Origin of the sequence: Candidatus Syntrophosphaera thermopropionivorans, from assembly GCF_004353895.1 — a bacterium.
In the GTDB taxonomy this organism is placed as follows: Bacteria; Cloacimonadota; Cloacimonadia; order Cloacimonadales; family Cloacimonadaceae; genus Syntrophosphaera; species Syntrophosphaera thermopropionivorans.
On the sequence record NZ_SMOG01000018.1, the window covers coordinates 1 to 12,480 of the forward strand.

General features: G+C 36.2%; 10 protein-coding genes. 8 read left to right on the forward strand and 2 right to left on the reverse strand.

The features are described from left to right. The first annotated feature begins 300 nt into the window (after positions 1-300). The 7 genes from E0946_RS05480 to E0946_RS05510 are packed head-to-tail and all read left to right on the forward strand — an operon-like array spanning position 301 to position 9,373. On the forward strand, positions 301-1,554 hold the full coding sequence (locus E0946_RS05480) for an asparagine synthetase B (RefSeq protein ID WP_133201461.1): 1,254 nt from the start codon (positions 301-303) through the stop codon (positions 1,552-1,554). 3 nt (positions 1,555-1,557) lie between these two features. Next, on the forward strand, positions 1,558-2,460 hold the full coding sequence (locus E0946_RS05485; RefSeq protein WP_133201462.1) for an MlaD family protein: 903 nt from the start codon (positions 1,558-1,560) through the stop codon (positions 2,458-2,460). 10 nt (positions 2,461-2,470) lie between these two features. Next, the gene (locus E0946_RS05490) at positions 2,471-5,473 is read left to right on the forward strand and encodes a peptidase MA family metallohydrolase (protein WP_133201463.1); all 3,003 of its coding nucleotides are present in this window, start codon (positions 2,471-2,473) and stop codon (positions 5,471-5,473) included. A gap of 25 nt (positions 5,474-5,498) precedes the next feature. Further along, positions 5,499-6,977 (forward strand): leucyl aminopeptidase, encoded by a 1,479-nt coding sequence (locus E0946_RS05495; protein WP_133201464.1) that lies wholly within the window; start codon positions 5,499-5,501, stop codon positions 6,975-6,977. Beyond that, on the forward strand, positions 6,974-7,831 hold the full coding sequence (locus E0946_RS05500; protein WP_133201465.1) for a metal ABC transporter substrate-binding protein: 858 nt from the start codon (positions 6,974-6,976) through the stop codon (positions 7,829-7,831). Before E0946_RS05495 ends, E0946_RS05500 begins: the two co-directional genes overlap by 4 nt. A 19-nt stretch (positions 7,832-7,850) precedes the next feature. Continuing rightward, the gene (locus E0946_RS05505) at positions 7,851-8,579 is read left to right on the forward strand and encodes a metal ABC transporter ATP-binding protein (protein ID WP_133201466.1); all 729 of its coding nucleotides are present in this window, start codon (positions 7,851-7,853) and stop codon (positions 8,577-8,579) included. Beyond that, positions 8,579-9,373 (forward strand): metal ABC transporter permease, encoded by a 795-nt coding sequence (locus E0946_RS05510; protein ID WP_133201467.1) that lies wholly within the window; start codon positions 8,579-8,581, stop codon positions 9,371-9,373. Before E0946_RS05505 ends, E0946_RS05510 begins: the two co-directional genes overlap by 1 nt. 7 nt (positions 9,374-9,380) lie before the next feature. On the opposite strand, the gene E0946_RS05515 is transcribed toward E0946_RS05510, so the two are convergent. Together E0946_RS05515 and E0946_RS05520 are read right to left on the reverse strand one after the other, a co-directional pair. Continuing rightward, a complete protein-coding gene (locus E0946_RS05515) occupies positions 9,381-10,262 on the reverse strand; it encodes a DUF2156 domain-containing protein (protein WP_133201468.1) in 882 nt (293 codons plus the stop codon). A 5-nt stretch (positions 10,263-10,267) separates the two neighbouring features. Then, entirely contained in the window at positions 10,268-10,915 is a 648-nt protein-coding gene (locus tag E0946_RS05520; RefSeq protein ID WP_243713763.1) for a GNAT family N-acetyltransferase, read from the reverse strand. Positions 10,916-11,345: 430 nt separating this feature from the next. Between E0946_RS05520 and E0946_RS05525 the strand changes: the two genes are divergently transcribed. Next, the gene (locus E0946_RS05525; RefSeq protein WP_133201469.1) at positions 11,346-12,479 is read left to right on the forward strand and encodes a glycosyltransferase; all 1,134 of its coding nucleotides are present in this window, start codon (positions 11,346-11,348) and stop codon (positions 12,477-12,479) included. Position 12,480: the final 1 nt, after the last annotated feature.

Below are 12,480 nucleotides of genomic sequence, written 5' to 3' on the forward strand. Positions count from 1 at the left end.
GGACATAAGTTGCTCATCAATTGCATATAAACTATGCTCAGGTTTAACAAAGATGGAGGATATGAAAGCAAAGAGTAAATAATAAAACAAACATTTAAAGATATTGATTTTCTGAAATAATAATAGCTTTACTATAAAATTGCAATATTCTATTTAAAAGAAAGTAGTTACTATTTAAAGCGAGCTAAAATTGTCTTGACAAATTAACAAGGTATAAGGGTTTTAATCTAAATTAAGGTATAATATAATATTAAGATTTAAAATAAGATACAGCTCTCATAAAATAAAGAGACCAAAAATATGCCAGTAAAGAAAATCATTGTTCTGCTTATAATCCTGCTTCCTGCTCTCATAGGTGCAGAAATATTGATACCCATGGATTTCACTCAGAGTAATCATTTGAAAGCTTATGGAGTTGCTTTTGAAGCCTTAAAAGAGCAGTATGTGGTCAAATGGTTTCTTAATTACCGCGGTGGAAGCTTTCTTATGCCAGAATCGGAATCTCTTGCTGCTCTTTGTAATATTCGTGGCGTCCGTTTTGAGTTGGTATCTTCAGCCCAGGTAGCAGCTATTATGCAGGAGATTCAGGAATCCAATATGGAAATGGTAGTTCTGGAAAAGGAACCGAAAATTGCCGTTTACATTCCCCCTAATGCTTTACCCTGGGATGATGCTGTCACTCTTGCTCTGGATTATGCAGAAATAGATTATGACCGTGTGTGGGATGATGAAGTTTTAGCAGGAAAACTAAGCGATTATGATTGGCTACATCTACATCATGAAGATTTTACTGGTCAGTATGGAAAGTTTTATGGTGCCTATCGTAATACTGCCTGGTATCAAAATGATGTTCGGGTGAATGAAGCAATGGCAGCAAAACATGGTTATGCCAAAGTCTGGCAGTTAAAGCATGCAGTAGCTGAAAAAATCCGAGAGTTTGTGATGAATGGAGGTTTTCTTTTTGCTATGTGTGCTGCCACAGATACTCTTGATATTGCTTTAGCTGCTCATAATGTGGATATAGTTGATGCTTTAATTGATGGTGATGGAATTGACCCTCATTATCAGGAAAAGCTGGATTATAGTCGTTGTTTTGCTTTTGAGAATTTTAAACTGAAAACCAATCCTTTTGAATATGAGTTTTCCGATATTGATGCCAGCGATTATTCTCGTCTGAGAGGTCCGGAAGCTGATTATTTTCAACTCTTTGATTTTTCCGCTAAGTATGACCCTGTTCCTACTATGCTTACTCAATGTCACACCAATATTATCCCTGGCTTTTTAGGTCAGACCACTTCTTTCTTCAAAGATAAAGTTAAAAAGAGTGTCATCATACTGGCAGAAGTTCCGGGACAGAATGAAGTTAAATACATACATGGAAACTTCGGTAAAGGGACCTTCACCTTTTATGGAGGACATGACCCAGAAGATTATGAACATAAGATAGGAGATCCCCCTACTATTTTAGACCTTTATAAAAACTCTCCTGGTTATAGATTAATTCTAAATAATATTCTCTTCCCAGCAGCAGAAAAAAAGCAATTAAAGACATAAATTATGAAAAGATTCTATCCTAATTTCCACAAAACTCAAGTAAAAGTCGGGCTCTTTACCATTATTATCCTGGCTATCCTTATCTTTGGCTATTTATGGTTAAGTAGTAAAATTACGAATAGGTCCCAACAGCAATTGAAAGTTTGTTTTGATGATGTTATGGGATTGGATTTAGGTGACCCAGTTCTCTATAGAGGAATGGAAGTTGGAAGAGTTAAGTATATAGAACTTCAGCCTGATAAAATCTTGGTTACTGCAAATATAAATAGAGATATCAAGTTAAAAGAAGGGACTAAATTCCAGATTACAGATACCAGTATTATGGGTGGAACCGCTTTAAATATTATTCCAGGTAATGGAGAACATAACCTTGACCTGCGTAAGATTCAGAAAGAAGATAAACCTCTCGGAATTATGAATGCTTTTGATGAAGTAAGCATCGCTATCGCTAAAGTCAATGAAGCATTAAATGAATTACAAGGGGGAAAAATCTTTACAGATAAAATTACCACCCTTCTGGATGATGCTGATTCTGCAGTACTTTCTGCAGAGATAATGATAAATGAAACCAGAACCAATTTGAATAATACCTTAACCAAAATAGAACAACTGAGTAAAAAACTACAATATCTTCTGGATAATAATGCTGCCCATCTTGATTCCACTTTGACCCTTGCCCCTGAAGCTATTGCAAACATAAATAATACATTAGATAGTCTGCAAGTGCTTTCCACTCAATTGCATAATACCCTCAACGATTTGAATGAAGGTAAAGGTTCCGCAGGAAAATTCCTAAAAGATGAAACACTTTATAAAAGATTATTAGAGACCACTACCAGTCTGGATTCACTTTTTCAAGATATCCGCACTAATCCTAAGAAATACATCAATATAAAGATATTTTAAGGTAAAAAGATTGAAGCTTAAGCACTATCTCACTTTAGCCCTGTTAATTCTGGTAACTTTCGTTCAGGCATACTACTTTGGACAGAATAAGGTTAATGCCAAAATTGAGGAATGGTCTACCATCCAGACAATGCACTTTGATATCTATTTTCCGCAAGGAGAGGATGAATTTGGCAAACTTGCCGCTTTAATGGCAGAAGAATCCTACTATTATCTCAAAGAACAGCTTAAATTTCCTATCACCTCAAGAATTCCTATCATCTTCTATCGTAGTAAAGCGGCTTTTCAAAACACTAATATTATTTATCCTCTTCTCACTGAAGAAGTAAGTGGTTTCACGGAAAGTTTACATAACCGTGTAGTTATACCTTTTGATGGAAGTTATGCCAATTTAGAAGAACTATTAATCCATGAACTAACTCATGCCTATCTCAATGCCCTGGAAAGAGCTAAAGAGGAATCGCTTGCTTCACTTTATTCTTCCTATATTCCTTTCTGGTTTTCAGAGGGACTACCTGAGTATTTTTCCACTCTCGGCAAGAAAGATTATAATAATATGTTCATCCTGGATATGGTAATAAATGACAAATTGCCCTATATAGAAAACACCAGTGGTTATTATGCATATCGTCTGGGAGAAAGTTTTCTTACTTTTATTGCTGAGACCTATGGTCCCGATAAATTGATGGAATATTTCTTTGCTCTACGCTCTACCAGTGGTATAGATTATGCCACTAAAAAAATCTTTGGATTGGATTTTAAAGAATTGGAGTCCCGCTGGCGTTTTCAGCTGAAGCGAGAATTTTTACCCTTAATAGAAACCCATGACCTACCCTCTTTATCTCTGGAACAACGCACTAATAGCAAAAGAGACGGTTCCTATTTTAATCTTATGCCCCGTTTTTCTCCTCAAGGTGATAAATATGTCTATTTCAGTACTGCTGGAGCTCGTTATAGCATCTGGATGGGTGGATTACACGGATTAAGTGCTCCCGAAAGGATTATCAAAGGTGAGATCTCTGGAAAGATGGAAGAATTCTATTACTTCCGTTCCAGTCTGAGCTGGTTTCCTGATAATACAAGTATAGCTTTTTCTGCAAAGACCAGTGATGGTGATTGTATCTATATCGTAAATACCAGCAAAAAGAAAATTGTCCAGACCATCAAACTTAAGGACTTTGATGCTATATATGAATTGGATGTTGCTCCCGATAGTAAAAGCATTGTCTTTGCTGGGCAAAAAAATATGCAATGTGACCTCTATCTTTATAATCTGGAAACAAAAGAACTACAACAGATTACAGATGATTATTATAATGACCTGCAACCGCGTTTTGCACCTGACGGTAATAGCATTGTCTTTGCTTCAGAAAGAAGTCAGAAAGAACCAGAATTCCCTAATCGCCTCTTTTCGCATCTAAATCAAAATATCTTTCAACTGAATTTAAATAATGGAATCAGCACTCAATTAACCTTTGAAACAAAAGACTGCAGCCATCCATCCCTGGATGCCAGCGGCACAAAACTCTATTTTGTGAGCTCAATAGATGGAGTTAGTAATTTATTTATGCTTAATCTAACCTCTGCTCAAAAAGCAAAGGTTACCAATGTTTTAGCTGGAGTTTATTCCGCTGATATTTCTCCTAATGGTAAACAAATTGTCCTATCTAACTATTTCCAGGATGCCTGGAATATATATTTCACTGAAATACAGACAGAAAATCTAAGTTTTATTGACTATTCTCCACCTCACTTTGTTAAGTTGAAAAATGACTTATTGGAGACCGTTGACCTCTCCAGACTCAATTACTACGGTAAAAGACCCCAGCGTCCTTATATGCAAAAAGACCCCTTAATAGAATCTGCCTATTCCAACGAAGAGATGGGTTCTTCTGATTCCTTGAGAATGTATCGTAACCTTAGTTATGATGACAAGCCGACCACGATTGAAACTATTCCAGAAATCAAACCTTACAAAACTAAATTTTCCTTAGATACCCTCTGGGGAGGTCTTGCTTATTCATCTTATGCAGGAACAGTGGGTTATCTGGAATTAAGTTTAAGTGATATTATGGGAAATCATGGAATTGGGATTAGCTTAAGCGCTGCGGGAAAACTTAAAGATTCAAATCTGCTTATAAGCTATCTCTATCTAAAACAAAGGATGGATTATGGTATTGGACTTTTTAATCTAAATGACCAAATCCATATTCAGATGAGTATTCCCGGTCCACAAAATGATTTGTATATTCGTTATAAACAAAGACAGACAGGTCTATATCTTCTCTTACGCTATCCCTTCAATCGCTTTACTCGTATTGAATTGGAAAATATGTTCTATCAACAAGAATATTATCTTTCTTATTGGGACTGGAATATTGGTGATTGGACAGAAGAAGAAAATCTCGGAAGTGATAAGGTTTTTAGTCCAGCTGTAAATCTGGTTCATGATAATGCTTTATATGGTCCGACTGGTCCTCTTGCAGGTAGACGTTTATACTATTCTGTTGGCACTTCTTTAAGAGATAATAATCTTGATTATCTAACCAACTACTTGGATTGGCGAAATTATATATTATTCAGTAAACGCTATTCTTTAGCTACGCGTCTTATCACTGGAATAAGTGTGGGAGATTATCCTCAAAGATTTGCTCTCGGTGGTTATTATGGTATCCGTGCTTATGATGGAAATCTTAGCGGTGAAAAGAAAGCAGTTTTCTGCACTGAACTGAGATTCCCCTTCTTTGAAAATATAAATATCGCTTTCCCCTTACCTTTAAATATACCTAATGTACGCGGAAGCCTCTTTGCTGAAATAGGAACTGTCTTTGATGACTTCAATAAATTCCAGGCTACTCATGAAGGCAAACTTAAAGACCTCTATCTGGGTTATGGATTTGGACCGCGGATAAATTTAGGCATTTTTATCCTTAGCCTGGATATTACCTGGTTATCAGACCTCTCCCACATTTCAAAACCCACTTATTATTTAAGATTAAGCGAAGATTTTTAATATAAAACATAAATAGGAGACCTAAATGAAAATAGACTTGTTGCATAAGCCAACTGAATATATGGAAACCGTGATTATACTTCAGGAAGAAAATGGAGACATAGAAAAGCTGGAATATCTCCCTGAATACCTTCAGAATGCTATCAATATAGTAGTCAAAGAGGACGACTTTCAGTTCAAATATGCCAGCCTCAAGAGCTTCCCTTTTATTCGTTCCAGAAAACGAACCAATGTTATCCTCTGCGGTATTGGCAATCCTAAGGAACTGGATAATGACCGTTTTCGCCATCTTATTGCTATCTCAATACGTGAAGCCTTAAAACTGGAAGCAAAAGAAGCTTATATTTACACCGGTTTTAAAAATCCTCTAAGTGAACTTCATTTTGGACATATACTGGCAGAAGCTGCTTTGCTTACTGGATACCGCTTTGATAAATATCTTAGTGAAACAAAACCTCCATCTCTGGAAGCTATTCATTTAGCTATGGAGCTTAAAAATCCACGTATGTTCAATCGTGGTGTGTTGGAAGGTAGAATCTTTGCTGAAGCAACAAATCTGGCTCGTGACCTGGTTAATGAACCTGCTAATGTCATCTACCCTGAATCTTTAGCTGAAACAGCTAAAAAAGTCGCTCTGAAATATGGCTTCTCTATTGAAGTATTTGGATTAGATAAGATTAAAAGGCTCAAAATGGAAGCTTTTCTGGCAGTAGGAAAAGGGTCTAAAAAAGAACCTCGTCTGATTCTGATGTCCTATCATGGAAATCCCCATCCTAAAGCAAAGACTATCGGTCTCATTGGTAAGGGTTTAACCTATGATAGCGGTGGTTATTGCCTTAAAAATTGCCAGGGTATGGTTAATATGAAAAATGATATGAGTGGTGCTGCTGCAGTTATCGGTACTATGGCTGCAATCACCAATCTAAAACTAAAGGTTAATGTCATTGGTATTGTCGCGGCCTGTGAAAATATGATTTCTGGCTCTGCTTATCATGCCGGTGATATTATTCGCAGTATGTCTGGAAAAACTATTGAAGTAGTCAATACTGATGCAGAAGGTCGCCTAACTCTCATTGATGCAATCCATTATGCCATAAGTAGAGAACACATAGACGAAGTAATAGATATTGCCACTTTAACTGGTGCTGCAGCTGCTACTTTCGGAAATCAAATATCTGCGGTTTTAGCAAATAATGAGGCTTTACTCAACAAATTACAATCAGCTTCTGAATTTACCGGTGAAAAAATCTGGCAACTCCCACTTTATGAACCCTATAAGGAACTCATAAAATCTGAAATAGCAGACCTTAAGAATACCGGTGGTCCTTTGGCAGGAACTATAACCTCAGCTCTGTTTTTGCAGGAATTTGTAGCAGGTAAACCCTGGATTCATCTGGATATTGCTGGTACCGCTTTAAGAGATAGAGAGCAAGGCATTTATAGTTATGGTGCAACCGGCGTGGGTGTTAGATTACTCACCCAATTGCTTCGTGAGCTGGAATGAAATTAAAGGTTCTCATCTCTATCCTGATTATAAGCTCTCTGTTCGCACTTAATTCTTGTAAAAAAGCGGTAGATTCACCATCTAATCTTATTGTTGTCTCTATCTATCCCTATGAGTTGCTTTTAAAACAGATGGTGGGACCGAAGATAGAGGTGAGAACCCTTATTCCTCCAAATTTTTCTCCTCATACCTATAATCCCAGTCCAGCAGAATTAAAATCCTTATATGACGCAAACTTAGTGTTCAGTAATGGTTTTGGGTTAGAAACCAATATTCAGACAGCTTTAAATGCACTGGGCGAGAAACATTTATCTGCCGAACAATTACTCCAACTGCCTCAAAAAGAGGAAAATCCTAATCCACATATATGGCTTTCACCAAGATTAATGAAAAAACTGGTATCTGAACTGGAAGAACCATTACAAAGAACATTCCCGAGCTATAAAGATAGCATATCTTTCCACTGTAAAGAGCTTATATCTCAGTTCAGCAGTCTGGATAGTCTCATTATTCAAGAAAGAACACAGTTTTCTCACACACCAATTATCACCTATCACGATAGTTTCCATTATTTTATCCAGGATTATCAGCTGGACTATTTAGGAAGTATTCAAAGCTCTCCGGGGCAAGAACCAACTCCAAAAGAACTGGTATATTTAGGAGACTTAATTAAAGCTAATCAGGTAAAAGCCATCTTTGTAGAGCCACAAATGGACCGCAAATCCGCTAATGTTTTGGCTAAAGAATTTCAGTTGAAGGTGATAGAGCTTGACCCTTTAGGACAGACTCTAAATGCTCAATCCCTTCCTGAAGTTATTCTTATAAACTGGGATAGAATGAAGCAAGCCTGGTAAGAATAAGAACTGTAATTAGATGATAGAAATTTGCAGTCTTTCCTATAACATTAATAGAAATATTATCTTAGAAGACATAAATTTAACCTTAACTGACGGTGAATTTGCTGCTTTAATTGGTCCCAATGGTGCAGGCAAATCAACTCTCATAAAATTGATTCTAGGATTTTTACCCCTTCAAACAGGTGCTATATATATTGAGGGAATCCCGCATCTGGAATGGCTAAAAGAACATTCTATTGGATATCTTCCTCAGCATGAAGAATTTAATCGTAACTTCCCTACCACTGCTATGGAGATAGTGCTTATGGGATTAGTTAGAGAATTACATCCTGGCTCAAGATTTAAATCCATTCATCGTCAAAGAGCTATGCAAGCTTTAGCTCTTACCGGAATTGCCCATCTGGCTAATCATCAGTTAGGTTCACTGTCTGGAGGTGAATTGCAACGTGTGTTTCTGGCAAGAGCTCTGGTCTCTGATAGTAAATATTTAATTCTGGATGAACCAGAAGCATCACTGGATCAACCTGGTGTTAAAAGTCTGTTTATCCTTTTGAAAGACTTGAATAAAGCAGGAAAGACAATTTTAACTATCTCTCATGACCTCAATATCCTTTCCGAATATTGCAGCTTTCTCATTTGCCTGAACAGAAGATTGCATTGCCACACCAGTGCTGAACTGGTTAATGCCGAAATCATTCATAAAACCTTTGGAGACACTGTACGCCTGATTGAAAAGGACTATTGATGTATAATTTTATCTATCAAGCAATTTTAGCTGCGCTCCTATCATCATTTTCTCTGGCACTTTTTTCTCCACTGGTAACTTTGCGTCAGGTGTCTTATATGGGAGAAGCTCTTTCACATATAGCTTTTGCTGGAATTGCACTGGCTTTACTACTGGAACTGAATCTTCAGTTGACCACTCTAATTTTTGTAGTTATCGTTGCTCTGGCAATTAGCTGGCTTTCCCAAAAGCATAAGTTGCAGGAAGCTAACACGATAACTATCTTTCTCAGTGTTTCTATGGCTCTGGGTATTATTCTTATCTCTTTAAAAAAAGGGTATAGTTTTGACCTGGAAAGTTATCTCTTTGGCAATGTTTTGCTGGTATCACCAGCGGAAATTTATCAATTAGTTATTCTGGCGTTACTGGATATTTTCTTCATTTCTTTCTTTTATAAAGAGCTTTTCTATCTTTCATATAATGCCGAGATGGCAAAATTCTATCGCCTACCTGTGGGATTAGTAAATACCATATTTATGATTCTATTAGCTGCCAATATTGTCATAACCTTAAGGGCTGCAGGGATAATTTTGGTCAGCGCTCAATTAATTCTTCCTGCGGTTACTTCTTTCAATCTGGTGAAGAGATTAGACTATGCTATCCTCTGTAGCGCTCTTATTGCTATTTTAGCAGCAAGTGGTGGGTTTGCACTTTCCTGGTGGTTGGACATTCCGACCGGGGCGAATATTGTCTTATTAGAATTTGTGTTATATCTTATCAGTCTGATGTTTAGACGGCGACAAAAAATCGCTTAAGTCTATTTCAATCCAGTGGCTTACCAAATATAAATTTTACCAGAAAGGCTGGCATATAACTACTTTTTGCTTGTCTTAGCCCTTTTAAGCCCATATCCTGTTCTCTATTTAACCAGATATAACGGTCTTGTAAATATTTTGCGGTCTCCCAATTTATAACTTGAGCACTACCTTTCATCTCAGGATCAAATTTCTCAAAGTGTTCCGTAACCATATCAACTGTTTGTTCACTAAAAATAGAAAAAGCAGAAATGCGGTTTTTATAGCAAATTATTATCCCTTCTACAGGTATCTCATCCCACATTTCCATCGTATTTTTTATTGCTTGAAATTCTGCATTTAGATAGATACCCTCCATATTGCGTTCTCTACGCCACTTTTCACTGAAACGGATAATGACATCTTTTTTATCAGAAGTTATAGGAATAACTTGATATTCCGGGTAAGTGCGAATAAATTGAGAAATAAGATTTTTCTTTTTGGCTAATTTTTTCCCACTAAGCTTGACCAGATTTTCAATTAAATAAACATAATCTGCCCAGTCTCTATCTTCTCTAAGCTGAAAATATTGCGTTATATCTGGTATCTTAATTTGCCAATCCTCTGGAATTAGTACCAGTTGAGTAAGTGGATGCCCTTCCCGATAAATATCTACCAATTCCCTTAATTCTTTTGCACTTAATCCAGGACCCACAGGATACATAACATAATCATATTTCGGATTAACAATTACGAGATGCTCTTTCCAGATAGTAAAACTGTTCCCATAAATCTTTCCCCAGGTCATAAGATTACAAATAGCATAATCACAAGATTGACGAGGATAAGCTCTTAAATACTTCTGTAACAGTGGAATATGAGCAGGTGTTAAAGGTGTTAATTCCAGCATAAAGATTATTCTATATTTTCAATAGGCAAAAATAATGGCGTGTAACCAATCATATCCCTAAATCCAATTTGACGATAAAACTCTTCTGAGCCGGGTTCAGAAATCAATGCAATCCATCTTATATTATGTTCTAAAAGAAATTGAACTATACGATGTATGATAGCTTCACCAATACCCTGTCTTCTAAAATCCTTATCTACCACCACATCCTGAATATATGCATCGCTAACTCCATCCGATATAGACCTTCCCATTCCCACAATTCTATCCTGATAGCGGGCTATCACAAAACAAAAGGTATTGGATATGATTTTTCTCACTCGCTCATATGACTTTTCATCAATGGGTTCATTCCACCAACCTGCCTGTTTATATAAGGCTAATATCTGCTCTAAATCTGCTTCTTTAACCACTTCTACTTCCACAGAAGCCATCAAAGGATGGGGATTATTGGGATTATTCGCTTCCTGTTTTAAATAGTCAAAATAAATGGAAGACCACCATCCGAGAACAGAATTGTCCGGATTTATTTCCTTATTTTCCCTTTTCTCTTCGTTATCCTTACTTTCTTTCTGCGTATCTGAAACCTTTCGCTTCCTTTTTTTATCATTACTAAAGCTCAAGGTTGGACGATTTATTTTTTTTGAACTCATAGGATTTTCTCCTTAATATTCTAAGAGAATTAGTAATAGTTTCCCTTCATACTGTCAATCTTTTTTTTCTGCAAATAAGCCGATATGAATGATATTGCTTTTTTATTACTTCATATATACGAGAGAATTATACTGTTTAAGCTCTGTCTCTTCCTTTAAAACAATCAGCTGTCAAGTCTTAATCAAGCGTTAATCAAGTCTTATTATATTAACGCTTGATTAAGAAGTGATTAACGCTTAATAGCAGGTGAGGGGTAGGAGATATTCAATTTATCTCCTTTAAAATCAGTTAATTATAGATATTGGGACATAAGCTCCCGTTATCATTTAATTAAGTAAAAGTAAATAGTGAATGGACTTAAATTTAAAATAATTCTTGACATTGAAGCATTTACTGACATATTAGCTTTTCACCTATAAAGAAAGAATTATGAAAATATGTATCTTATCCAACGCTCATCCTACCAATGAAGTAAGGCTTTATTACAAGCTGGGAAGAAGTCTGGCTAAAATTGGTGAAGTCCATATTATATGTGCCAGTGGAGTTTGCAATTCTCTGGTCAATCCCTATCAGGATGTTACTGAATCGGATTCTAAATGGGGTATTCTTTTTCAATTGTATAAAAAGGCTAAAAAAATTCATCCTGATGTGGTAATCTGTGTTGAACCTTTAACTCTTTTAGTGGGACTGGCATTAAAGAAAAAAATAAAGTGCAAAGTGGTTTTTGATATACATGAATTTTATCCTGATGCCTTTTCAGAAAAATTTCCTCTGCCTTTTAAATGGATAATGAAGAGCATTTATCTCGGTTTAGAACGCAGCCTGCAAAGTAAGGTTGATGGAACTATTGCCGTTAATGAACAGATTTTACAACAACTTGGCAGGGCACCTAAAAAAGGAGAAGTTGCAGTTATTCCGAATTATCCAGTCAAAAATGTATGGGATGATAGCTGTGAAGTTCCTATGGAATTGAGCAATATTTGCACAATGAATTTTGATTTGATATATATTGGTGGTTTGACTCCAGACCGTGGTGCTTACAAGATACTGAAGAGTATCAATATACTCAAAGATGAATTTCCCCAGTTAAAAGCCTTGATTGTTGGGAAATTTACATCACCAGAAGTGGAAAAAAAATTTGATGCTATGCTCACTGAATATAATTTAACGGCTTTTATCTATTATAATAACTGGGTTCCACCTGAAAAAATTGGATTGCTATTGAAAAGAAGTAAGATTGGACTATGGCTCTTCAATGCTCAAAATAAAAGATTGAGCAAAGCTCTCCCTTTAAAGGTTCTGGAATATTTTGCTGCTGGTTTACCTGTGGTTTCAACCAGAACACCATTAATGTCTGATTTGATAGAAAAAAATCAACTCGGTTATTGTTGCGAATACCACTCTGCTTCCATAGCAAAGGCTATTTCTCGTATATTAAAATTGGACGAGGATAAATATCAAGAAATGAGTAAACGCTGTATTGATTTAATAGAAAATAAATATAATTGGGAATCAGTTGAACCAGAATTACTGGATTTGGTCCAGAATCTTGCAGCTAAATAAT